Genomic DNA, 23,930 nt, shown 5'->3' on the forward strand with positions numbered 1-23,930 from the left:
GAATATGGGCCATGATTCGCGTGCGTCAAAGTGCTCCAGAACGAGCCGAAGCGATGGCTGGGGGACCGCCAAACCCTGATGGGAGGCTGCTGCGACGATGTTGCACTGCAACAGTCGGTCGCTTCGTAGGACAAACTGTCCACTGTCGATCCGCGCCGGGCTCGGTTAAGTCAGCCCCCGTGTTACCAACGTAGCTAACTCAGGCAACGGCATGCCCATCAAAGCCTTGCGTCGTTTGATCGTGCTTCCGTTCCTGGCTTTGCTGGGCGGGTGCAACATGGTCGTCATGTCCCCGTCAGGTGATGTTGCGGTGCAGCAGCGCGACCTGATCGTGATCTCCACGATCCTGATGCTGCTGATCATCGTGCCGGTGATCGCGATGACCCTGTTCTTCGCCTGGAAGTACCGGCAATCCAACACGGACGCGCCCTACGACCCGGAGTGGAGCCATTCGACCCAACTCGAATTCGTGATTTGGGCGGCGCCGCTGGTGATCATCATCGCCCTGGGCGCCCTGACCTGGATCAGCACCCACACGCTGGACCCCTACCGGCCGCTGGACCGCATCGACTCGACGCGGCCGGTGGCGGCGGATGTGAAGCCGCTGACGGTCGAGGTCGTGGCGCTCGACTGGAAATGGCTGTTCCTCTACCCCGACCTGGGCATCGCCACGGTGAACGAGCTGGCGGCGCCGGTCGACGTGCCGATCAACTTCAAGATCACCTCGGCGACGGTGATGAACTCCTTCTTCGTCCCGGCGCTGGCCGGCCAGATCTACGCCATGGCCGGCATGGAGACGAAGCTGCACGCCGTGATCAACCACCCCGGCGAGTATGAGGGCTTCTCGGCCAACTACAGCGGCGCCGGCTTCTCCGGCATGCACTTCGCCTTCCACGGCCTCGCCGCGGCGGATTTCGACGCCTGGGTGCAGAAGGTGAAGGCCGACGGCACCAACCTCAGCCGCGAGGAGTACCTGGCGCTGGAGCGGCCGAGCGAGCGCGACCCGGTGCGGCACTACGGGTCGGTGGCGCCCGACCTCTACCCTGCCATCCTCAACCTGTGCGTCGACCGCTCGAAGATGTGCCTGAACGAGATGATGCGCATCGACGCCAAGGGCGGCGGGGGCATGGCCGGCATCGACAACGTCCTGCCGCTCAACCACGACAAGGACGGGCGGCGCGGCGGCGCGGCGGCGAAGACCTTCGTCGCCGCGATCTGCACCACCGACGGCGACATGGCCGACGCCCGCGCCCCGGCCGGGCTGCTGAGCCGGTGGGCGGCAGCCGCCAGGACCGAATGACCCGGACGCCCGCCGCCAGGCCCCGACGGGCCGCGCAACCGAACCCTTCCCGGACGTCACCGCCCGTCGCGGCAGCCTCCGACAAGACCGAGTAGCCCGATGTTCGAAAACCTAGACCTTCAGAAGCTCGTCTTCGGCCGGCTCACGCTCGATGCGCTGCCGCTGCACGAACCCATTCTCGTCGTCACCTTCATCGTCGTCGCGCTCGGGGGCATCGCCGTCTTCGGCGCCATCACCTATTTCCGGCTGTGGTCCTATCTCTGGCACGAGTGGTTCACCAGCATCGACCACAAGAAGATCGGGGTCATGTATGTGGTCCTGGCCCTGATCATGCTGCTGCGCGGGTTTTCCGACGCGATCATGATGCGGGCGCAGCAGGCCATCGCCTTCGGCGCGAATGAGGGCTACCTGCCGCCGCACCATTACGACCAGATTTTCACGGCGCATGGCGTGATCATGATCTTCTTCATGGCCATGCCCTTCGTCACCGGGCTGATGAATTTCGTGGTGCCGCTGCAGATCGGCGCGCGCGACGTCGCCTTCCCCTTCCTGAACAATTTCAGCTTCTGGATGACGGTGTCCGGGGCGGTGATCGTCATGATCTCGCTGTTCGTCGGCGAGTTCGCGCGCACCGGCTGGCTGGCCTATCCGCCGCTGTCGGGCATCGCCTACAGCCCCGACCCCGGCGTCGACTACTACATCTGGGGATTGCAGATCGCCGGCATCGGCACGCTGCTGTCCGGCGTCAACCTGGTGGCCACCATCATCAAGATGCGGGCGCCGGGCATGAAGATGATGCAGATGCCGGTCTTCACCTGGACCGCGCTGTGCACCAACATCCTGATCGTCGCCGCCTTCCCGGTGCTGACCGCCGTCCTCGCCCTCTTGTCGCTCGACCGCTATGTCGGGACCAACTTCTTCACGAACGACTTCGGCGGCAACCCGATGATGTACGTGAACCTGATCTGGATCTGGGGCCATCCCGAAGTCTACATCCTGATCCTGCCGGCCTTCGGCATCTTCTCCGAGGTGGTGGCGACCTTCTGCGGCAAGCGCCTGTTCGGCTACACCTCGATGGTCTACGCCACGGTGGTGATCACCATCCTGTCCTACCTGGTCTGGCTGCACCACTTCTTCACCATGGGCTCCGGCGCCAGCGTCAATTCCTTCTTCGGCATCACCACGATGATCATCTCGATCCCGACGGGGGCGAAGATGTTCAACTGGCTGTTCACCATGTATCGCGGCCGCATCCGCTTCGAGGTGCCGATGCTGTGGACCATGGGCTTTATGGTCACCTTCGTCATCGGCGGCATGACCGGCGTGCTGCTGGCGGTGCCGCCGGCCGACTTCGTCCTGCACAACAGCCTGTTCCTGATCGCCCATTTCCACAATGTGATCATCGGCGGCGTGGTGTTCGGGCTGTTCGCCGGCCTGACCTACTGGTTCCCCAAGGCCTTCGGCTTCAAGCTGGACCCGTTCTGGGGCAAGATGTCGTTCTGGTTCTGGCTGGTCGGCTTCTACTTCGCCTTCATGCCGCTCTACGTGCTCGGCCTGATGGGCGTGACCCGGCGGCTGAACCATTTCGACGACCCGTCGCTGCAGATCTGGTTCGTGCTGGCCGCCTTCGGCGCCGTCCTGATCGCGCTGGGCATCCTGTCCTTCATCATCCAGCTGGTGGTCAGCTTCATGCGGCGCGAGCAGCTGCGCGACTGGACCGGCGACCCGTGGGACGCCCGCACCCTGGAATGGTCGACCTCGTCGCCGCCGCCGGCCTACAACTTCGCCTTCACGCCCCTGGTGCATGACGGCGACGCCTGGTGGGACATGAAGAAGCGCGGCTATGTCAGGCCGGTGGCCGGCTTCAAACCGATCCACATGCCGAAGAACACCGGCACCGGCATCATCATCGCCGGGCTGGGCGTGGCCTTCGCCTTCGCGATGATCTGGTACATCTGGTGGCTGGCGGCGCTCAGCTTCGCCGGCATGCTGGCGGTGGCGATCGGCCATACTTTCAACTACAAGCGCGACTTCCACATCTCGGCCGAGACCGTGACCAAGGCCGAGGATGAGCGCAGCCGGCTTCTGGCCCAGGCGGGAGCAGCCTCGTGACCACGACCTCCGAACCCGCTGCGGGCGGCCCCGTCCGTTTCCTCGTCGAGGAGGAGCACGAGCATTCGGGCGGCAGCACGATGCTCGGCTTCTGGATCTACCTGATGAGCGACTGCCTCATCTTTGCGGTCCTGTTCGCCTGCTACGGCGTGCTCGGACGCAGCTACGCCGCCGGGCCATCGCCGATGGACCTGTTCGACCTGCCGCTGGTGGCGGTCAACACCTCGATGCTGCTGCTGTCCTCGATCACCTGCGGCTTCGCCATGCTGGAGATGGAGCGGGGCCGGCGCGGCGCCACCCTGGGCTGGCTGGTGGTCACCGCCCTGTTCGGCATGGCCTTCGTCGGGCTCGAGCTCTTCGAATTCACCCATCTCATCAGCGAGGGCGCGGGGCCGCAGCGCAGCGCCTTCCTGTCGGCGTTCTTCACCCTGGTGGGGACGCATGGGCTGCATGTTACCGTCGGCATCGTCTGGATGGTGACGATGATGGTCCAGGTCGCCCGATACGGGCTGATCCCGGACAACAAGCGGCGATTGATGTGCCTCAGCCTGTTCTGGCACTTCCTGGACGTCATCTGGATCGGCGTCTTCACCTTCGTCTATCTGATGGGAGTCCTGGGATGAGCGCGGAAGCCCACGCCCATCACGGCGAGCACGACACCGGCAGCCACGGCACGCTGAAGGGCTACCTCACCGGGTTCGTCCTGGCGGTGGTGCTGACCGCGGTCCCGTTCTGGCTGGTCATGGGCGACGTGTTCGCCGACCGCCAGGTCACCGCGCTGGCGATCATGGCCCTCGCCGTCGTCCAGATCGTGGTCCACATGGTCTACTTCCTCCACATGAACACCAAGTCGGAGGGTGGCTGGAACATGCTGGCCCTGATCTTCACCGTGGTGCTGGTGGTGATCACGCTGAGCGGTTCGATGTGGGTGATGTACCACCTGAACAACAACATGATGCCCCCGTCGATGCACGACATGCGCGACATGCCGTGACAGGCGGCGGCGAGGCGGCGCGGCCGCGGTCCCCCGCCACGCTGGCCGTGCTGGGGACCCTGGCGGCGGCGCTGTTCCTCGGCCTGCTGGCGCTCGGCACCTGGCAGGTCGAGCGCCGGTCGTGGAAGCTCGACCTGATCGAGCGCGTCGACCGGCGGGTGGCGGCCGAACCCGCGGCGCCGCCCGGGCCGGCCGACTGGCCCGGGGTCAACGCGAACGACGACGAATACCGCCATGTCAGGGTCGCCGGCACCTTCCTGAACGACCGGGAGACGCAGGTCTTCGCGTCGACCGCGCTGGGCGGCGGCTACTGGGTCGTCACCCCGCTGCGGACGGAAGAGGGCATGGTGGTCCTGGTCAACCGGGGCTTCGTGCCGACCGAGAAGCGTGACCCCGCCACCCGGGCGGCGGGCGACATCGCCGGCCCCGTCACCGTGACCGGCTTGCTGCGCATCACCGAGCCGAACGGCGGCTTCCTGCGCGCCAACGACCCGGCGGCGGAGCGCTGGTATTCGCGGGATGTCGCCGCCATCGCCGCCGCCCGCGGCCTGGCCGATGCCGCGCCCTATTTCATCGACGCCGACGCCACGCCCAACCCCGGCGGCCTGCCGGTCGGCGGGCTGACCATCATCGCCTTCCCAAACAGCCACCTGGTCTACGCCATCACCTGGTACGGGCTGGCGGTGATGCTGGCCGGGGCGGTGTTCTATGTCGTCCGGGACGAACGGCGCGTTCGGTCGAAGCCGGGCGGACGGACGGCGTCACCAGCGTCCGGCGCGCGATAGGACACGACCGCCGGCTGTGCTGATTTCGGTCAGGGGAGCTGCACCCTGGCGCATCGCTGGGTCGGGCGTGATCGCGTCGTAGCAGGCCAGCCGGCGCGTGCCGTCCGGGATGGCCCTGCAGGCGCGGAGGCCGCCGTCATCACCGGCCGTGGCCGGGCCGGGGACCAGGCAGGCCCAGCCCCCGACCGCGATGAGGCAGAGCACCAGGCCGATCGCGATCCGCGTTCGCGGGTGCCGTGGCCAGAGTGACGATCCCATGCCGCCCTTCCCTTGCGGTCACGCGAACACATTCGGGTGCCGGATCAGGCCCGCCCGGTCCGGGGCAGCAGCCATGCCATGATGGTCTGGTGCCGGTCGCCGCTGCAGCGGAAGCCGTGCCGCTCGCTCGCCTTGGCGGCAAAGGCCGCCGCCTGGTCCGCCGTCCGCCGCTCACCCTGCGGCAGCGTCATCCACTCCCGGATAATGACCCGGCGCGGGCCATGCTGGGGTTTCATCTCCGAAGTCCTTCCAAGCTCGCCCGCCAGTCAGCCGGGCGAAATCGCGTCATGCACGCAAGACACATGTCGCACGGCCCATTCCCTACTCCAAATACTTCGAGCGAGACAATCAACAACGATCACGAACATTCAAAATCACATCGAATATTTACTTCGCCGCCGATCAATCCGTATTGATTTTTTATGCCCGGCCGGACCTCTGTTCGAAAGCACCATCGAAGCTAGCGGCTGCCCGGGATGATCCTTCCACCCGGTCGAACCGCTGCGGGAGGACAGGACGGCAAGCGCAATCAGGAAACACACAGCTCCCGAGACCAGCGTCGTCGCGTCGAGCGTGTATGCCGACGGACGCCGCGTCAGGGACGTTCCGGTCGACGAAGCCGGCGCCTGGTCGCGGCGGCCGGGGCATGTCGTGTGGATCGGCCTGCTGGAGCCGGATCCCGCGATGCTGGTGCGCGTGCAGGCGCAGTTCGACCTGCACGAGCTGGCGATCAAGGATGCCAGCAGGCCGCATCAACGCCCGAAGCTGGAGCCGTACGGCGATGCCCTGTTCATCGTGGTGCGGACGGCGCAGATGGTGAAGGGCGATATCGCGTTCGGCGAAACCGACATCTTCGTCGGGCCCGGATATGTCGTGACCGTCCGCCGCGGCGCATCGGCATCGTATTCGACGATCCGGCAGCGCTGCGAATCCAGCTTCGCCGTGCTGGCCCAGGGCGAGGACCATATCGTCGCCGCCATCCTCGACTTCATCGTCGGCAATTACCTGCCGGTGCTCGACGCCATCCACGCCGAGGTCGAGGCCATGGAGCAGGCCGTCTTCGCCGGCGGCCACGCCCAGTTCGACGTGCAGCGGCTCTACCGGCTGCGCCGCGACCTGTTCCGCCTGCGCAGCGCGGCGCTGCCCCTGATCGAGGTCTGCCGCAGGGTCGAGCACGCCGATGCGAAGCCGGTCGACCCTGCGACGCGGCCGCTGTTCCGCGACGTCTCCGACCGCCTGCACCGCGTCCAGGAGGAGATCGACGGGCTGCGCGAGATGCTGGTCTTCGCCTTCGAGGCCAGCCTGATGATCGCCCATTCCCAGCAGACCCAGATCACCCGCCAGCTGGCGGCCTGGGCCGCGATCCTGGCGGTGCCGACGGCGATTGCCGGCATCTACGGCATGAACTTCGTCAACATGCCGGAGCTCAAATGGCGCTTCGGCTACTTCATCGTGGTCGGCGGCATCGCCGCCATCTGCGGCACGCTGTACCTGCGCTTCCGCCGCAGCGGCTGGCTGTGAGGAGTGACCTCACTTTTACTGTCATTGCCCGGCTTGACCGTGGCATGACAAATGAGAGGGGCCCTTACATTGAGTGTTGCCGCTCCAGCAGCGGCCCCGCCCAGGGAACCCCGATATCAATTTTACGGAGCGATGTGGAACGCTCGGACGCTGCGGCTTGGACCGCGGGCACGTTCGAGGGGCCATGGCCATGGTGGAAGCGCTGATCACCGCCGCACCGAACGCCACCACATCGGGACACGAGATGCTGCGGCTCGCCGGGCTGGGCTCGGCGGCGATGGCAGTGGCCCTGATGGTCCACGGGGCCACCGGTTCCGCCGTCCTCGCCATCCTCAGCCCTGCCCTCCTGCTGGGCGGGCTGGTGATGGGACGGGGATCGCGGGCGTGGCTGTTGGTTCGGGAGGATTCCGGCATGGCGGAGACCGGCCCGGAGGAGCCCTGCGAGGACCACAGCCAGACCTTCCCCTGCGACCGGAACGGCTGAGCGCTACCGCGCCGCGCGCACCCGCCAGCTGCGGATTTCGGACGGCTCCAGGTCATGGGGTCGATCGCGCCCGGCCGGCTCCTCCAGCAGGGTCACCGCCTCGCCCAGCTGCCAGCCCTCGGGGAGAGTGATGGCCAGCGAGCCGCGCCCGCCCGCCGGCTCGTAGAGGCGCAGCACCAGGTCCTCGCCCTCCTCCGCCGGCTTGAACGCGGCCAGCCCGGCCTTGATGCCGGAGACCATCAGGGGCGTGTGCAGCCCGGCCGCGAGGTTGCGCGCCGGCAGCGCCAGCAGCGGCTGGTTCAGATCCTCGGCCGCCTCGCGCACTCCGCCTTCGTGCCAGTCGCCTTCATGCGGCAGGATCGCATAGGTGAATTCCTGCACGCCCTCATCGGCCAGCGGGTCGGGATAGATCGGCGCCCGCAGCAGGCTGAGGCCGAGCACGTTGCCCAGCGCGCTGTGGCCGTACTTCCCGTCATTCAGCAGGGCGACGCCGAAGCCCGGCTCCGACAGATCGGCGAAACGGTGGCCCGGCACCTCGAACTTGGCCTGGTCCCACGAGGTGTTGCGGTGGGTCGGCCGCCGCACCACGCCGAAGGCGCATTCGAAGCTCGCCGTCTCCGCCCGCACCGCCACCGGCACCAGGGCCCGCAGCAGCACCCGCCGGTCGTGCCAGTCGAGCCGGGTGTGGATGTCGAGCCGCGGTGAATTGGCCCAGAGAGTCAGGGTCTGGGTGATGGTGGAGTCGCGGTAGCGGCGGACCAGCCGCAGCGCCGCCCGGTCGGGCCCGTCCTCGACCAGCTCCGACTCCTCCAGCCCGGTCAGCTCGAAGCCCTGGCGGTCGTAGTCGGCCTCGACGTCCCAGGCGTCCCAGCTGCGCGGCTTGTCGGCCGGGTACAGCCACAGCTGGTTGCCGCGGCCGGCCAGCGCATCGCGGCCGGTCGGCTTGTGCAGCAGCCGGGCGATGGTGCCGTCGGCGCCGATCTCGACCCGCAGGAACCGGTTCTCCAGGCGGCTGCCGGTGGTCGACCACGAGGCCGACAGGCCCGGCGCCGGCCGCAGCGCCGCCCGGTCCAGCACCACGATGCCGAGCGGCGGCACCGTCAGGTCGGGGGCCACGGCCTCTCCCTCCAACTCCAGCCGCAGCGGGCGCGGCGACAGGTCGGGGTTGACCACCACCAGCGCATCGGCGGTGCCGCCCGCCGGCAGGGTCGCGGCCAGGGCGCGCATCGCCTCGGCCTGGCGGGCCAGCCCGGCGTCCCGCGCGGCCGTCAGCTCGCGCTCGGCATCCTCATAGACCTCGCGGATGCTGGAGCCGGGCAGGATGTCGTGGAACTGGTTCTTCAGCAGGCCGCGCCAGGCCGGCTCCAGGCTCTCGAAGCGCGGTGCGCCGAGCAGCACCGCCAGTGACCCCACGGACTCGGCGGCCAGCAGCGCCCGCTCGGCCTGGCGGTTCAGGCGCTTGGTGCGGCCCTGGCTGGTCAGGGTGGCACGGTGCAGCTCGAGATAGATCTCGCCCAGCCAGACCGGCAGCTCCTCGACCGCCGCCCGCTGGCGGATGCGGGCGTAGAATTCCTCGACCCGCGCCGGGCGCAGCGCCGGCAGCGCCGGGAAGTCGGCGAGTTGGGCCTGGCGCTCCAGCATCTCCGGCGTCACCCCACCGCCGCCGTCGCCGAAACCGATGGCGAGCAGGCTTTCGTCATGCACGGTCTTGCCGCGGAAGTTCCGCCAGGTCGGCAGCACGCAGTCGGCGCGGATGGTGCCGTTGTAGCCCTGGATCGGGTTGTCGAAGGTGTGGGCCAGGACGCGGCTGCCATCGAGGCCTTCCCAATGGAACAGGTCGTGGGGGAAGCGGTTGGTTTCCGACCAGTTCACCTTGATGGTGAAGAAGCTGTCGATGCCGCCCTGGCGCAGCAGCTGGGGCAGCGCGGCGGAGAAGCCGAAGCAGTCGGGCAGCCAGCACACGTTGTGGCGCACCCCGAAGGCCTGCTCGAAATAGCGCTGGCCGTACAGGACCTGGCGCGCCAGGCTTTCCCCGGTCGGCATGTTGGTGTCGGGCTCGACCCACAGCCCGCCGATGGTCTCCCACCGCCCTTCCGCCACCCGCGCCCGGATGGCCGTGAACAGCGCCGGGTCGTCCTGCTCGATCTGGGCGTAGTAGGCGGCGGTCGACTGGTTGAACACGAAGTCCGGGAACTGCTCCATCAGCCGCAGCGCGGTGTGGAAGGTGCGGCGGGCCTTGCGCCTTGTCTCGGCATAGGGCCACAGCCAGGCCAGGTCGATATGGGCGTGGCCGGTGATCGCCAGACGACCCTGCGGCGGGAAGCGCTGCTGCAGCGCCTGCAGCGCCGCCACCAGCCCGTCATGGGCGGCCACGACGCTCTGCCGCTCCGCCTCGCCCAGCGCCGCCGGCCGGGCCTCCAGCGCCGGCAGGCGCCAGATCTTCTGCTGTTGCGGCAGCGGCGCGGTGCGGCCGAGGTAGCTGCCGGTCGCCGACGGCCACTCCAGCGACCACAGCGCGGTTTCGGCCGCGGCCACCAGATGCGGCACCACCTCATGGTCCTCCAGCGCCTGGGCCGTCTCCCAGACCTGGCGCAGCAGCAGCGCCAGGCGGTGCACGGCGAGGTCGACCCAGACCAGCCGGGCCTCGGCCAGGCGGGGATGGTGCACCGGCTCGCCGAAAGGCAGGCGCGGCACGCTTTCGGTCTCGATCCGGACGCGCCGGGCCCGCAGCGGGAATTCCTGGTGGTTGGGGTCGAGGCCGAAGCTCGCCGGCCCGAACCCATCCTCATCCAGGGTCAGCAGGCTTTCGCCGCCGACATCCAGCCGCAGCCGGGCCTCGCCCAGCGGCCAATGCGCCGGCACCTCGGCCGCGGCGGTGAAGACCACCGGCGCATCATGGGGCGGCCAGGGATCGCCGAGCGAGAGCGGCCGGCCGTCGCAGCGCCAGTCCGCGATCGGCTCCGTCTCCCGCTCGCGCCAGCACAGGATCTCGGCGATGCGGGCGTCCAGACGATGCAGGCGCTGGGCGACGGACAGGCTCATTCCGATCTCCGAGAGGCGAAGGGGCGGCTTCAGGTCCGCCCGCAGGATCCGGGGAGGCGTGATTCGGCGTCGACTCCTTGTTAGCGCATTTTCGCGGCCGATGGCATTCGGCCCGCGCGAGCTGTCGCAACGCGAATTCCCACCGCGGCCTTGCCTCGCACCCGCGCGAAGCCATCGGCCGGAAGATTCGATTTTTCCGGCTTTTGTAGATTTTAACCCTCGCATTGCCGATTTTATTGCAATGCAAAAAAGATTTCCTATTACGCGAAGACTGGTGATACCGTGCCGGAACGTGATTTCCGGTTCATGCACAAAAACGGCGTCTTAAAATCGTCACGGTATCAGACGACGCCCCCGGACCGGGTTGGCCGACACCGGTCGACCCGGCCGGGATGCGGGCTTGCAAGCAGGGCGGAACGTTCAGGGAAGATTTCGTTTCGAACGTTCCGCCGCCGCGGCGACCCCGTCGCCGGACAGCTTGAAAGATTGGGAGCAGGACCGATGGCCCAGGACCAAATCCTGTTCGATGCAACCCGGCTGGTGCGCCGATCCGGCAGCGCCACCCCGACCGGCGTCGACCGCGTCGAGCTGACCTATGCCGGGCACATGCTCGACCGCTATCCCAACGAGGTCCAGTTCATCGCCCGCTGGCGGTCGCGCTACTGGCAACTGTCGACCCCGGCCTTCGCCCAGTTCGTCGCCAGCCGGCTGGAGCGCTGGAGCTTCGGCGCCAGCCGCGTCCGCGGCAGCGACGCCGAGCGGATCGCCCGCTTCATCGGCGTGCCCAGCGACCAGTTCAACGGCCGCGGCCGCCCCCAGCCCCTGCTGCCGGCCCCGCGCCCTTCGGCCCCGCTGCTGCAGCTGGGCATGGATGCGCTGATGGGCGCGCGCGGCCTGCTGTCGCGCATGATCAGCATCAGCGCCCGCAAGAACCAGTCGATCTACGTCAACGTTTCGCATGAGGGGCTGCACCAGCCGACCACGCTGCAGCGCCTGGTGCTGCGCCGCAAGCTGGCGCCGATCTATCTGGTGCACGACCTGATCCCGATCGACCATCCGGAATATGTCCGCCCCGGCCATGCCGAGCGCCATGCCGCCCGGATCGAGGCGATCTCGACCACCGCGGCGGCGACCATCGTCAATTCGATGCAGACCAAGCGCGACCTGCTGAAGCACGTCCAGCGCTATCACGGCAACATGGACGACGTGTTCGTGGCACCCCTGGGGGTCGACCGGCGGTTCGCGCCGCAGAAGGCCAACGACCTCGAGAGCGAGCCCTATTTCCTGATCATCGGCACGATCGAGCCGCGCAAGAACCACCTGTTCATGCTGCAGGTATGGCGGGCCCTGGTGCAGAAGCTGGGGGCCGCCGCGCCGAAGCTGGTGATCGTCGGCCGCCGCGGCTGGGAGAACGAGAACGTCATCGACATGATCGAGCGCTGCGACCAGATCGGCGACCATGTCATCGAATGCGGCCGGGTGCCGGACGCGGTGCTGCACCGGCTGTTGCTGGGCGCCCGCGCCGTGCTGTTCCCGTCCTTCGCCGAGGGCTACGGCCTGCCGCTGGTCGAGGGCCTGTCCTCCTCCGTGCCGGTGATCTGCTCCGACCTGCCGGTGTTCCACGAGCTGGGCAGCGGCATCCCGGAATATCTCGATCCCCTGGATGGCCCGGGCTGGATGGAGATGATCATCGAGTATTCCAAGACCAACTCGCTGCGCCGCCAGGCCCAGATGGCGCGGCTGGCCCGCTTCAAGGCCCCGACCTGGGACCGGCATTTCGGCATCTTCGACGAGGTGGTCGAGGACGTCCGGCGGAAATACAGCATCTGCTGAGGCTCCCTCCCAGACCGGCTGGCGCGGCTGATCGAATCACCTTGCCTTCTCCTTCGTCATTCCCGCGAAAGCGGGAATCTCGTCGCCATCGCGAAGAGATCCCGTGTCTGCACCGCAGCACTGCGTGCCGCGATGCGCACGGGATGACGGGCTTGCCTGTCAGCGCCCGGCGCCCGCGAGCCAGGACCGGATGAAGGCGTTGATCGTCTCCGGCCGCCACTGCACCGGCTCGGCGCCCGCGGCCCTCTGACGGGCGGCCCCGCGCCCGCATTCCAGGATCATGAACTCGGTGCGCCGCTCGCGCTCCGGGTCCACCGCCGGCAGCACCGGGGCGTGGTCGCCGTAGAACACCAGCAGCACCCGGTCCGCCGTGGCGTCGAACTGCGCCGCCAGCCGGGCCAGCATGGCGTCGGCATGGCCGATATGGTGCAGGTACTGCCGCAGCGGGTCGTCCTCGCCCGGCAGCCGGCCGGGGCGGTAGGGGTCGTGCGCCTCCATGGTGACGCAGACCAGGCACAGTGGAACCGTGTCCGCCCGCGCCGCCCGGAGCTGGGCTTCGATCACCCCGGCCGCCACGGCGTCGGAGATGTAGTACCCGCAGCGCTCCGCATCCGGCAGGTCGCGCTGGCTGAGGAAGGTCTCGAACCCCAGCGCCGGGATCGCCCGGTGGCGCCGGAAGAAGGTTTCGTCATAGGGGTGCAGGAACACGGTGCGCCAGCCCTGGCCGCGCAGCGCCGCCGGCAGCGAGGCCGGGGCGTAGCGGCCGGGCCGCAGATAGGGGTGCAGCCCGTCGAAGGATTGCTGGGCCGCGGTCAGCCCGGTCATCACCGACACCTCCGGCCGCAGGGTGTAGGCGCCGAAGCACGGCACCTCCAGCAGGCCCTGCGCCAGGGCACGCGGCCGCAGCCGGTCGAAGTTCGGCAGGTCGGTCGCGACGCCGACCCGGCGCAGGTCCATGAAGGATTCGGACTGGATCACCACCACCGCGTCGATGCCGGCGGCCACGTCCGGCGGCGGTGAGGCGGGCAATGGCCGCCGGCCCTCGCCGCACCAGCGCAGCCAGGCGGTGGGCAGCGACGCGGCCAGGCCGAAGCGCCGGATCCCGCCGCGCGGGTTGGTGGCGTCGGCGAATGTCAGCGCCGCCGGCCAGGGCGAGACGGCGCCAAGGCCGAGCAGCGCGGCCTCGCCACCCAGCAGCGCCAGCTGCACCGGCCACGGGATGGCCCGCGGCTCGATCCACACCCAGGTCGCGATCACCGCCAGCAGCATCGCCACGGCGCCCAGCAGGGCCAGGCCCTCGCGCCGCTCGATGTAGAACAGGCTGGGGTGGCGCAGGATCGGGCCGAGGAAGGCGAAGTCGGAGAACACCAGCGGCTCATACAGGCTGCGCTGCTTGGCGTTGGAGATGGCGACCAGGATCGCCAGGGTGACCAGGCTGGCCGTCAGCGCGAACCAGAACCGCCCGAACAGGCCGAGCCAGGCCGCGGACAGCAGCAGGAACACGGCGAGGCGGCCGAGGATCGCGGCCCGGCTGCCGCCGAGGATCCCGCGCCGCGGCCGGGCCAGCGCGTCCACCGCCTCCCAGGCAACGGCGCCGCCGGCCAGGCCGACCAGTTCGGACGCGGCGATCACCGCTCGGCCCCGCCGCCCCCGCGCTCTCAGCCGCCGCCCACCACCGTGGTCGCCGGCGAGGTCACCGAGATCGCGTTCCGCACCACCGACAGGAACTTCAGCAGCTCGACCGAAGAGGCGTTGGCGACATAGACCATGTCGTGGCTCCGCAGCTTGAACTGCTGGGCGTAGAAATAGCCGCGCGGGTCCTCGAAGCTGAGGCGGTAGACCACCGGCACCGGCTGACGCGTCTCCAGCAGCGGCGAGTTCTCGCGCAGCGCCCGGAACACCGCCCGCGACTCGAAGCGGAAGACGAACACCGCGCTGGCGTCGGCGGCGCGGTCCAGCAGCCCGCCGGCGCGCCCCACCCCCTGGGCCAGGGTGAACGGCGTCTGGTCGATCGGCAGCTCGCCGGAGGTGCTGACCGCCCCCAGCGCCGTGAAGGTCTGCGGGCGGCGGGTGACGTAGATGGTGTCGCCGGGCTGGATGTAGACGTTCTCCGCCGGGGTCTGCAGCACGGTGGGCAGGGCCACCGTTTCCGACGCGTCGCCGCGGGTCAGGGTGATGAAGGTTTCGGCCGGCAGCGACCGGATGCCCCCGCCCTGGGCGATGACGTCGAGCAGCCGGTCGCCCTTGATGTTGAGCGGCACCCGCGCAGCACCAGTCTGGTCGCCCAGCACCGAGGCGGAGGCTGAGGCGGATTCCGGCACGGTCACGATCGCCTGGGGCTGGCTGGCCTGGGTGGCCAGCGCCGACTGGATCGCCGTGGCGATCTGGGTGGGGGTGCGGCCGACGGCGCGGATCGGCTTGGCCGCATAGGGCACCACGATGTTGCCGCGCTGGTCGACCACCTGCGGCGGCAGGGTGACGCTGTGCGCGCCCTGGGCGCCGGTGGTGGCGTCGGCGGCGCCGGCGAACAGCCCGGTCCCCGCCTCCCAGATCGACACCGAGACGACGTCGCCGACGCCGATCTGCTGGGTTGGCATCGGCGCCTTGTCGCCAAAGCGCTGCAGCAGGCTGGGGACGCGGGCCTGGTCCATCGCCGCGAGGGTGGCCTGGTTGACGTCGACGATGGCGTAGCGGCTGTCGACATCGGTGCCGGCCGGCGGTGGCGCGACCTCGCCCGACGCCAGGATCTGGCCCGCCAGGGGGCCGCTGCTCGGCAGCTCGCCGCAGCCGGGGATTGCGAGAACGGCGGGAACGAGCCAAGCCAGTCGCCAGGTCATGGGGCCGTTGTCTTCCGCTGGGGCGCGTCGAAGCGCGAATGCTTCGCTGCATAACAGATTTCATCGGCGAGAGCCAATGCTGCATCTGCGAATAATTTCGTATTCGAGTCCTGAAACCCAAGCGCAGCGCGCCTTTGCGGAGTCGAAACCGTAAATTGGGGTTTCCGCGAGCGGCCTGGCGCTCTATAAGGTTCTGGCCTCGCCAACTCTCATGGGCGATGGTGCGGCCGCGGCTGAGCCGGGCCATGGACATCGGTTTCGCCAGATTTCGCCGGAAGCCTTCGCTTCGAATCGCTGGACAGCACAGGACCACGCCGTGACGCCTCAGACGATCATGATCGACGGCTACAATCTCGGCCTCGAAACCGGCACCGGGGTGGCGACTTATGCCCGCAACCTCAGCTACGAGCTGCACAATCTGGGCTATCGCACCGAGGTGCTGTATGGCGGCCGGTCGGCGCCCAGCACCCAGACCCTGATGCGCGAGATCGCCTTCTTCGACCCCAATGTCGGCACGCCGCCGCGCTGGCTGGAGTTCCTGCGCTACGTCAACGAGCTGGTGCATTCGCCGGGCGGGGTGCGGGCCAAGCCGGTGCCGATCACCGGCAAGGTCATCGCCAAGACCTACCGTTCGCGCATGCCCTATTACGACCAGATCTCGGCGGTGCCGGATGTGTGGAACCGGGCCTACCGGCATTTCGCGATCTACCGCAACCGGATGACCATCACCCTGCGCGACACGCCGCAGCTGATGCACTGGACCTACCCGCTGCCGATGCGGCTGGCCGGGGCCAAGAACATCTACACCATCCACGACCTGGTGCCGCTGCGCTTGCCCTACACCACGCTCGACAACAAGCGCCGCTACCACAAGCTGGTGCGCATGCTGCTGCGCCGCGCCGACCACATCGTCACGGTGTCGGAGACGTCGAAGCGCGACATCGTCGACCTGTTCGGCTATCCCGAGGAGCGCATCACCAACACCTACCAAGCGGTCGACATCCCGGCGAAATACGCCGAGAAGCCCGAGGATGCGGTGAAGCGTGAGGTCGAGGGCACCTTCAACCTGACCTACAAGGGCTACCTGCTCTATTTCGGCGCGATCGAGCCGAAGAAGAACATCGGCCGGCTGATCGAGGCCTACCTGGCCAGCCAGATCAAGACGCCCCTGGTGATCATCGGCAAGCTGGCCTGGAAGACCGACCAGGAACTGCGGATGCTGAACGACCCGTCGATCCGCTACCTCGAGCAGGTCGACACCCTGACCTACACCCGCGACCGGGTGCACCGCATCGACTACGCCCCCTTCCCGCTGCTGGTCAGCCTGATCCGCGGCGCCAAGGCGGTGACCTTCCCGTCGCTGTACGAAGGCTTCGGTCTGCCGGTGCTGGAGGCGATGCGCCTGGGCACGCCGGTGCTGGCCTCGACCGAAGGCGCGCTGCCCGAGGTCGCCGGCGACGCGGCGCTGCTGGTCGATCCCTACGACACCCATGCGCTGGCCGAGGCCATCCGCGGCCTCGACGGCAATGCCGAGCTGCGCGGCGACCTGGCGCGGCGAGGCCTGCAGCAGGCGGCGCTGTATTCGCCGGAACGCTACCGCGCCCGGCTGGCGGAGATGTACCGGCGGCTGCTTCCGGCCGGGGCGGCAGCGCCGGTGCCGACCGGGCCGGGCGTCCTGGCGGAAAGTGAATGAAGGTTTCGTGAGGCGGAGTCGGATCCGTTTCAAAGATTTGATGGTTTCATAGGTTTCCCCGCCAGTTTGCGTCTGCTATGCTGCGGTGCAGCGTACATGGTGCAGCTGGTGCCTGCGTCTCGTGAGGTATGGCTTGGGCAAGACACCGGACAACCCCTCGGAAACCCTTTCCGAAAAGCTGGATCGGCGGGTGTCGGTCTCGGACGACCCGGACTCGCGGGCGTCGCGCCGGACCATCGCCGAGCTGCGGGCGGCCAAGGCCCGGCAATCCCCCGACGAATTCGGCCCGGCCGAGGAGACGCCCCCGCCCGACGCCACGGTCACGCGGCTGCCACGCAAGCGGCCACCGGCCGCGGAGCCGGAGACCAGCTTCGTCCGCGACGTGCCGGTGCGGACCGCGCCGCCGCCCACCGCGCGCCGCAGCCTGGACCGCCGCACCGAGACTGCCTTCGAGCCGCTGCAGCTGCCCAGCCGCAAGGGCAAGCTGTCGGGCTGGTTCTGGGCCTCGCTGCTGCTGATGGTGGTGCTGCCCACCGCGCTGGCCTCGGCCTACTACTTCTTCATCGCCAGCGACCAGTACGTCTCGGAATTCCGTTTCGCGGTGAAGTCGTCGAACGCATCGGCGTCGTCGGCCACCACCGACCTGGTCGGCGCCGCTTTGGGCCAGTCGGCCCGGCTGTCGGCCTTCAGCGACAACTTCATCGTCGCCGATTACGTCCGCAGCCGCGAGGCGGTCACTGATCTGCTGAAGACGGTCGACCTGCGCCACATCTACAGCGATCCCGACGCCGACTACTTGGCCCGGCTGGACCCGACGGTGCCGACCGAGAAGCTGGTCGACTACTGGCAGTCGCGGATCGACGCCAGCTTCGACGTGTCGACCGGCATCTCCATCGTCCAGGTGCGGGCCTTCACGCCGCAGGATTCGCTGCGCATCGCCCAGGCGCTGATCGGCGCCAGCGAAGCCCTGGTCAACCGCATGGCCGAGCGGGCGCGCGAGGATTCGGTGAAGTTCGCCGAGCGCGACGTCAAGACCGCGGAGGACCGGCTGCGCGAGATCACCGGCCGGCTGCGCCAGTTCCGCAACGTGCAGCAGAGCCCGGACCTGTCGACCAGCGCGTCCTCGACCCTGGGCCTGACGCTGCAGCTGCGCACCAACCTGGCGCAGATGGAAGCGCAGCTGACCTCGCTGTCGACCCATATGGCGCCCGACGCGCCGACGATCAAAACCCTGAAGAACAACATCGCGGCCACCCGCGACCAGTTGAACAAGATCGAGGGCGAGCTCGGGTCCGGCGCCGGCCCCGGGACTGGCACCGGCGATGCCGCGGCCGGCAGCGGCGGCGAGGGCTATGCCGCCACCCTCTCGGACTACGAGGACATCCGGCTCGAGCTGCAATTCGCGCAGCAGAGCTACCAGAACATGCTGACCGCGCTGGACCAGGTGCGCAGCAGCGCCCTGTCCGACCGCACCTACCTGATGCCCTATGTCGAGCCGGCGCTGGCGGAGTACCCGCTGTACCCCGAGCGCGGCGAGGACGTGCTGATCGTGTTCCTGATCGCCGCCCTGGCCTGGGCCATCACCATGCTCACGGTCTACGCCGTGCGCGACCACATGATCTGAGGATGGTCCGCGTGGAGCCGGCAGGCAGTCCCCTTCCGCGAGCCGTGCCTGGAGCCGCGGCGTGACCGCGATCGTGGCCCCGCGCTTCGGCTCGGCCCTGGCGGTCCAGGCCCGGGTCGTGGTGTCGCTGATGCTGCGCGAGATGCGGATGCACGCCAAGCATTCGCGCCTGAGCTACCTGCTCGAGCTGCTCGAGCCGGTGCTGCAGCTGACGATGATGCTGGCGGTGTTCTCGGCGATCGGCCGGCGGCCGGATTTCGGCACCAGCATGTTCCTGTTCCTCGGCACCGGGATGATCCCGTACTTCACCTTCGTCCACATCTCGTCCCGCGCCATGGGCGCGCTGCGCAGCACCTCGCTGGCGCGCAACCTGCCCCTGGTGAAGCCGCTGGACCTGATGCTGGCCCGCGCGTTCCTGGAGATCCTGCAGCTCGCCATCGTCATGATCGTGCTGTTCGGCTTCATCTATGTCGTGATCGGCGTCCGCGACGCGCGGCCGATCCAGCCGCTCAACGCCGTCGGGGCCTTCGCCGCCGCCGCCCTGATGGCGATCGGCGTCGGCATCGTCAACGGCATCATCGGCTCGTTCTTCCGGCTGTGGGCCGTGGTCTACGGGGTGTTCGCCCGGTCGCTGCTGTTCCTCAGCGCCGTGTTCTACGTGCCCGACTACATGCCGAAGCAGATCCGCGACTGGCTGGTCTGGAACCCGGTGCTGCACGCGGTGGAATGGTTCCGCACCGCCTTCTTCCTGACCTACCCCACGGTCATCCTGGACAAGGGCTACCTGCTGTCCTGGGGCATCGGCTCGATCTTCCTCGGCCTGATCCTGGAGCGGGCGCTGCGCCGCCGGCGGGTGGCGGCGCGATGATCGTGCTCGACCGTGTCACCAAGCGCTACCGGGCGCATGGCGCCGGGGCGGGAAAGCTGGTGCTGGACGACCTCAGCGCCGTGTTCGAGCCGGGCCGGACCATCGGCATCCTCGGCCGGCGCGGCGCCGGCAAGTCGACGCTGATCCGCCTGCTGTCCGGCGCGATGCACCCGGATTCGGGCCGCATCTTCCGCCAGGGCCGGGTGTCGTTCCCGGTCGGCACCGCCGGCCCCTTCATCAGCACCATGACCGGGCGCGAGAACGCGTGGTTCGTCTCGCGCATCTACGGCGCCGACCCGGCCGAGGTCATCCGCTTCGTCGAGACCCACAGCGGGCTGCGCCGCGACTTCGACCGCCCCTTCTCCAGCTACACCGGCGACAAGCGCGGGCGGTTCCTGTTCACCATCGCCTACGCCCTGCCCTTCGACATCTACCTCGCCGACGAATCGGTGATCGGCGGTCCGCCCGGCTTCCGCGACTGGTGCGAGCGGCTGGTCGATGCCCGGCGGCGGCAGGCGACGCTGATCTTCACCACCCGGCGGCCGCGGATGCTGCGCCGCTTCGCCGATGACGGCGCGGTGCTGGCCGACAGCCGGCTGGCCGTCTTCGAGACGGTGCGCGACGCCATCATGGCTTTCAAGGCCGACGAGCCGGGCGCCGAGGACGACCCACAGGCCGAGGACGAGGAGGTCTGGGACGATGACGATCCGCTCCCGTGACCCCGCCCGCCGGCCGGCACCGACATGCTCCCTGGGAGCATGCGCGACGGGCATGGGGCTACCCCCATGCCTTCCCCGGGTGCGATGCGCCCTTTCCCACCTAGAGGAACGACGATGAACACCTCGGAGCTGATCGAACAGCTGGCCCAGGACCACAAGCTGCCGCGCGTCCGCGCCAAGCGCATCCTCACCAGCATCTTCCAGGCGATCACCGAATCCGCGGCCAAGGGCGACGAGGTCTCGATCTCGGGCTTCGGCCGCTTCAAGGTCGCGATCCGGCCGGAGCGCGAGGGCCGCAACCCCACCACCGGGCAGCCGATCACGATCGCTGCCTCGAAGAAGGTGGTGTTCAGCCCATCCAAGCCGGTGCGCGAACTGCTGAACGCCTGACGCATCCGTGATGGCGGGGCCCGGCCGACAGGCCGGGTCCCGCCTTCCCCCAAGAAGGTCCGTACCGACGCGGAGACAGGGCCGGCCCCAGCCTCCGCGATCGTCATCGCCGCCGGCCCCGTGGCCGGCGATGGGTTGTGTATTGCCTGCCGCCGCCCTTCCCGCACGCTCCCGCCAAGGACCTCCCCGATGTTCCCCAAGCCCTCCGCCGACCTGGTTCCCAACACCTACGCCTTCGAGACCACGCCGCTGGTGAAGCCGACCGGCTTCCGCGAATACGACGCCCGCTGGTGGTTCGGGCATCCTGGATCCGACAAGCCGCCGGAGCTGAACCTGATGGGGGTGCAGGCGCTGGGCCTGGGCCTCGGCACCTATCTGCACGAGGTCGGGGTGCCGCCCGAGGTCGTGGTCGGGCATGATTTCCGCGGCTATTCCATGGCCATCAAGATCGCGCTGGCGCAGGGGCTGATGGCGGCCGGCTGCACCGTGCACGACATCGGCCTGGCGGTGTCGCCGATGGCCTATTTCGCCCAGTTCGCGCTGGACGTCCCTGCCGTGGCGATGGTCACCGCCTCGCACAATGACAATGGCTGGACCGGGGTGAAGATGGGCTGCAGCCGCCCGGTCACCTTCGGGCCGGAGGAGATGGGCCGCCTGCGCGACATCGTGCTGTCCGGCGCCTTCGTGTCGCGGCCGGGCGGCGGCTACCGCTTCGTCGAGGGCTTCGCCGAGCAGTATGTCGAGGAGCTGACCCGGGGCAAGGCGATCAAGCGCCGGCTGAAGGTGGTCGCCGCCTGCGGCAACGGCACCGCCGGCGCCTTCGCCCCGCAGGTGCTGGAGGCGATCGGCATCGACGTCATCCCGCTCGACGTCGAGCTGGACCACACCTTCCCGAACTACAACCCCAACCCCGAAGACATGGAGATGCTGCACGCCATCGCCGCCAAGGTGCGCGAGACCGGCGCCGATTTCGGCCTGGGCTTCGACGGCGACGGCGACCGCTGCGGCGTGGTCGACGGCGAGGGCCATGAGATCTTCGCCGACAAGATCGGCGTGATGCTGGCGCGCGACCTGTCGGCGCTGCACCCCGGCGCGCAGTTCGTGGTCGATGTGAAGTCGACTGGCCTGTTCGCGGCCGACCCGGTGCTGCACGCCCAGGGGGCCAAGACCGACTATTGGAAGACCGGCCATTCCTACATCAAGCGCCGGGTGCGGGACCTGAACGCCCTGGCCGGCTTCGAGAAGTCCGGCCATTTCTTCTTCAACCCGCCGATCGGCCGCGGCTATGATGACGGGCTGGTCACCGCCATCGCCGTCTGCGAGATGATGGACCGCAACCCGGATGCCAGCATGGCCGACCTGTACCGTGCCCTGCCGAAGACCTGGGGGTCGCCGACCATGTCGCCGCATTGCGCCGACGAGGTGAAGTACGAGGTGGTCGAGCGGGTGGAGAAGCGTTTCCGCGAGATCGCCGCCAATGGCGGGCTGGCCGGCCACCGCATCGTCGATATGGTCACGGTCAACGGTATCCGGGTGACCACCGAGGACGGCACCTGGGGGCTGGTCCGCGCCTCCTCCAACAAGCCGGAGCTGGTGGTGGTGGTCGAAAGCCCGGTGTCGAAGGACCGGCTGCATGAGATGTTCAAGGCCGTGGACGGCGTGCTGCGCGAAAATGCCGAAGTCGGCGCCTACAATCAGACCATCTGATATCGACCCGTCATTGCGAGCCCCGCAGGGGCGTGGCAATCCATGCCGGACCCGGCCGTTGGATTGCCACGATCCCTGGATCAAAGAGACGCGCCTCGCGATGACCATCTTGGACGCGTAGACCTGTCGATATGTCCTGCCGTTGGAAGACCTACCTTGCCGCTGGAGCCTGAGATGACGATCCCGACCGTGAGCGAGCAGAGCGCGACCCTGCAGGGCCTGCGCGATCGCCTGATGACCTGGCTGACCACCCAGGCGCTGCCGATCTGGTGGGAGACCGGCGCCGACCGCGAGCGCGGCGGCTTCCACGAGCGGCTGGATCTCGACGGCACGCCGTGCATCGAGCCGCGCCGCGCCCGCGTCCAGGCGCGGCAGGTCTTCGCCTTCGCCGTGGCCGGGCGGCTGGGCTGGACCGGCCCGTCCGCCCAGGCGGTGGAGCATGGCCTGACCTTCTTCCGCGGCGCCTATGAGCGGCCGGACGGCACCTTCCGCACCCTGGTCTCGGCCGAGGGCGCGACGCTGGACGACAGCGTGGTGCTGTACGACCAGGCCTTCGCCCTGTTCGCCCTGGCCGCCGCCAGCACCGTCGTCGCCGACCCGGCGCCGCTGGTGGCGGCGGCGTCGCGGCTGCGCCAGCGGCTGGAGGCGACGCTGAAGCACCCGGCCGGCGGCTTCGACGAGGCCGCGCCGCGCAAGCTGCCGCTGCTGGCCAACCCGCACATGCACCTGCTGGAGGCGTCGCTGGCCTGGGTCGAGCTCGGGGTCGGGCCGGACCAGGCGGCGTGGAACGCGCTGGCCGACGAGATCGCGCAGCTGGCGCTGACCCGGCTGATCGACCCCGCCACCGGCTACCTCCGCGAGTTCTTCGACGGCGACTGGGCGCCGGTGGCCGGCCGCGACGGCCGCATCGTCGAGCCCGGGCACCTGTTCGAATGGGCCTGGCTGCTGGTGCGCTGGGGCAAGCTGCGCGGCCGCGAGGACGCGGTGGTCGCGGCACGACGGATGGCCGAGGCCTCGGAGGCGACCGGCGTCGACCCTGCGCGCGACGCCGCGGTGAACGCCATCCTCGACGACGCCTCGCCGCTCGACCCCGGCGCCCGGCTGTGGCCGCAGACCGAGCGGATCAAGGCGGCGGTCGCCCTGGCCGGCGTGGCGACCACCGAGGCCGAGCGGTCGCTGTGGCGCGGCCGTGCCGTCGCCGGCATCCGGACCCTGTTCACCTATCTGGACGTGGCGGTGCCCGGCCTGTGGCGCGACAAGCTGAAGCCCGACGGCAGCTTCATCGAGGAGCCGGCGCCGGCCAGCACCTTCTACCACATCATCTGCGCCATCGAGGAGTTGGAGCGGGCCTTCGCCAATGGCAGCCTGGGCCCGGTCGCAACGGCGCAGGCGGTGGCCTGACGCAAGGCCGGAACGGATCGGCCGGCTGCTCGTGTGGCCGGCCGGCCCGCTAATCCCCCTCGGGCGTGGTCGACAGGGCCGGGACGGCATAGCGCAGCGCCACATGGCCCCACAGGGCGATGAGGCTGCAGAACAGGGTGGTCGACCCCAGCCACGGCCATTCCCAGGCCGAGGCGGCGGCGAGGATCGCCAGGATCGTTCCCACCCCCGGCATCAGCCCGAACAGGGTGGCGATCAGCACCGCCACCACCGTCGGGATGCCGGTCCAGGCCACCAGCCCGACACAGATCACGACCGCCTGGAAGGTCGACAGCGCGACATAGGCCGCGGCGATCAGCAGTGGCATCGTCCGGACCCTCCCC

Annotated in this window: 20 protein-coding genes; 15 read left to right on the forward strand and 5 right to left on the reverse strand. The window is 69.0% G+C overall.

The annotated features are described in order from the left end of the window. The first annotated feature begins 277 nt into the window (after nt 1-277). From cyoA to AB4112_RS03440, 5 genes are all read left to right on the forward strand, one after another. Nucleotides 278-1,300 (forward strand): ubiquinol oxidase subunit II, encoded by a 1,023-nt coding sequence (cyoA, locus tag AB4112_RS03420; RefSeq protein ID WP_374710625.1) that lies wholly within the window; start codon nt 278-280, stop codon nt 1,298-1,300. A 99-nt stretch (nt 1,301-1,399) separates the two neighbouring features. Beyond that, nucleotides 1,400-3,412: a cytochrome o ubiquinol oxidase subunit I gene (gene cyoB, locus AB4112_RS03425; RefSeq protein WP_441717082.1), complete on the forward strand. Its 2,013-nt coding sequence runs from the start codon at nt 1,400-1,402 to the stop codon at nt 3,410-3,412. Further along, on the forward strand, nt 3,409-4,035 hold the full coding sequence (cyoC, locus tag AB4112_RS03430) for a cytochrome o ubiquinol oxidase subunit III (protein ID WP_441717084.1): 627 nt from the start codon (nt 3,409-3,411) through the stop codon (nt 4,033-4,035). Before cyoB ends, cyoC begins: the two co-directional genes overlap by 4 nt. Further along, nucleotides 4,032-4,406, forward strand: a complete 375-nt coding sequence (cyoD, locus tag AB4112_RS03435; RefSeq protein ID WP_441717086.1) for a cytochrome o ubiquinol oxidase subunit IV — start codon at nt 4,032-4,034, stop codon at nt 4,404-4,406. Before cyoC ends, cyoD begins: the two co-directional genes overlap by 4 nt. After that, on the forward strand, nt 4,403-5,191 hold the full coding sequence (locus AB4112_RS03440; protein WP_441717088.1) for an SURF1 family protein: 789 nt from the start codon (nt 4,403-4,405) through the stop codon (nt 5,189-5,191). The genes cyoD and AB4112_RS03440 overlap by 4 nt, the downstream gene beginning before the upstream one ends. A gap of 302 nt (nt 5,192-5,493) precedes the next feature. Here AB4112_RS03440 and AB4112_RS03445 read toward each other — a convergent pair whose 3' ends face one another. After that, complete coding sequence (locus AB4112_RS03445) at nt 5,494-5,685, reverse strand: hypothetical protein (RefSeq protein ID WP_309795280.1); 192 nt, start codon at nt 5,683-5,685, stop codon at nt 5,494-5,496. A 337-nt stretch (nt 5,686-6,022) separates the two neighbouring features. Here AB4112_RS03445 and AB4112_RS03450 point away from each other — a divergent pair, with 337 nt between their 5' ends. After that, nucleotides 6,023-6,970 carry a magnesium and cobalt transport protein CorA gene (locus AB4112_RS03450; protein WP_441717090.1) on the forward strand — a complete coding sequence of 316 codons (948 nt, stop codon included), beginning with the start codon at nt 6,023-6,025 and terminating at the stop codon, nt 6,968-6,970. 184 nt (nt 6,971-7,154) lie between these two features. Continuing rightward, nucleotides 7,155-7,454 (forward strand): hypothetical protein, encoded by a 300-nt coding sequence (locus tag AB4112_RS03455; protein ID WP_441717092.1) that lies wholly within the window; start codon nt 7,155-7,157, stop codon nt 7,452-7,454. A gap of 3 nt (nt 7,455-7,457) precedes the next feature. On the opposite strand, the gene AB4112_RS03460 is transcribed toward AB4112_RS03455, so the two are convergent. Continuing rightward, complete coding sequence (locus AB4112_RS03460) at nt 7,458-10,496, reverse strand: alpha-mannosidase (RefSeq protein WP_441717094.1); 3,039 nt, start codon at nt 10,494-10,496, stop codon at nt 7,458-7,460. A 501-nt stretch (nt 10,497-10,997) separates the two neighbouring features. On the opposite strand from AB4112_RS03460, the gene AB4112_RS03465 reads away from it, so the two are divergent. Continuing rightward, complete coding sequence (locus tag AB4112_RS03465; RefSeq protein WP_309795273.1) at nt 10,998-12,329, forward strand: glycosyltransferase family 4 protein; 1,332 nt, start codon at nt 10,998-11,000, stop codon at nt 12,327-12,329. A gap of 159 nt (nt 12,330-12,488) precedes the next feature. On the opposite strand, the gene AB4112_RS03470 is transcribed toward AB4112_RS03465, so the two are convergent. Next, nucleotides 12,489-13,961 (reverse strand): LTA synthase family protein, encoded by a 1,473-nt coding sequence (locus AB4112_RS03470; RefSeq protein ID WP_441717096.1) that lies wholly within the window; start codon nt 13,959-13,961, stop codon nt 12,489-12,491. Nucleotides 13,962-13,987: 26 nt separating this feature from the next. After that, nucleotides 13,988-15,166 (reverse strand): polysaccharide biosynthesis/export family protein, encoded by a 1,179-nt coding sequence (locus AB4112_RS03475; protein ID WP_441717098.1) that lies wholly within the window; start codon nt 15,164-15,166, stop codon nt 13,988-13,990. A 316-nt stretch (nt 15,167-15,482) separates the two neighbouring features. Between AB4112_RS03475 and AB4112_RS03480 the strand changes: the two genes are divergently transcribed. The 7 genes from AB4112_RS03480 to AB4112_RS03510 all read left to right on the forward strand — a co-directional run bounded on the left by AB4112_RS03480 (nt 15,483) and on the right by AB4112_RS03510 (nt 23,568). Further along, nucleotides 15,483-16,859 (forward strand): glycosyltransferase family 4 protein, encoded by a 1,377-nt coding sequence (locus AB4112_RS03480; protein ID WP_441717100.1) that lies wholly within the window; start codon nt 15,483-15,485, stop codon nt 16,857-16,859. Nucleotides 16,860-17,049: 190 nt separating this feature from the next. Further along, complete coding sequence (locus AB4112_RS03485; protein ID WP_309795265.1) at nt 17,050-18,483, forward strand: hypothetical protein; 1,434 nt, start codon at nt 17,050-17,052, stop codon at nt 18,481-18,483. Between the two features lie 61 nt (nt 18,484-18,544). Next, the gene (locus AB4112_RS03490; RefSeq protein WP_441717103.1) at nt 18,545-19,351 is read left to right on the forward strand and encodes an ABC transporter permease; all 807 of its coding nucleotides are present in this window, start codon (nt 18,545-18,547) and stop codon (nt 19,349-19,351) included. Beyond that, nucleotides 19,348-20,070 (forward strand): ABC transporter ATP-binding protein, encoded by a 723-nt coding sequence (locus AB4112_RS03495; protein WP_309795261.1) that lies wholly within the window; start codon nt 19,348-19,350, stop codon nt 20,068-20,070. Before AB4112_RS03490 ends, AB4112_RS03495 begins: the two co-directional genes overlap by 4 nt. A gap of 114 nt (nt 20,071-20,184) precedes the next feature. Beyond that, nucleotides 20,185-20,460: an HU family DNA-binding protein gene (locus tag AB4112_RS03500; RefSeq protein ID WP_309795259.1), complete on the forward strand. Its 276-nt coding sequence runs from the start codon at nt 20,185-20,187 to the stop codon at nt 20,458-20,460. Between the two features lie 189 nt (nt 20,461-20,649). Further along, entirely contained in the window at nt 20,650-22,167 is a 1,518-nt protein-coding gene (locus AB4112_RS03505) for a phosphomannomutase/phosphoglucomutase (protein WP_441717106.1), read from the forward strand. 174 nt (nt 22,168-22,341) lie between these two features. Next, nucleotides 22,342-23,568, forward strand: coding sequence for an AGE family epimerase/isomerase (locus tag AB4112_RS03510; protein WP_441717108.1), 1,227 nt, complete (start codon nt 22,342-22,344; stop codon nt 23,566-23,568). Nucleotides 23,569-23,617: 49 nt separating this feature from the next. Here the strand turns inward: AB4112_RS03510 and AB4112_RS03515 are convergent, their stop codons facing one another. Further along, nucleotides 23,618-23,914, reverse strand: coding sequence for a hypothetical protein (locus tag AB4112_RS03515; protein ID WP_309795252.1), 297 nt, complete (start codon nt 23,912-23,914; stop codon nt 23,618-23,620). Between the last annotated feature and the right edge of the window lie 16 nt (nt 23,915-23,930).

Origin of the sequence: Inquilinus sp. 2KB_23, from assembly GCF_052115705.1 — a bacterium.
In the GTDB taxonomy this organism is placed as follows: Bacteria; Pseudomonadota; Alphaproteobacteria; order DSM-16000; family Inquilinaceae; genus Inquilinus; species Inquilinus ginsengisoli_A.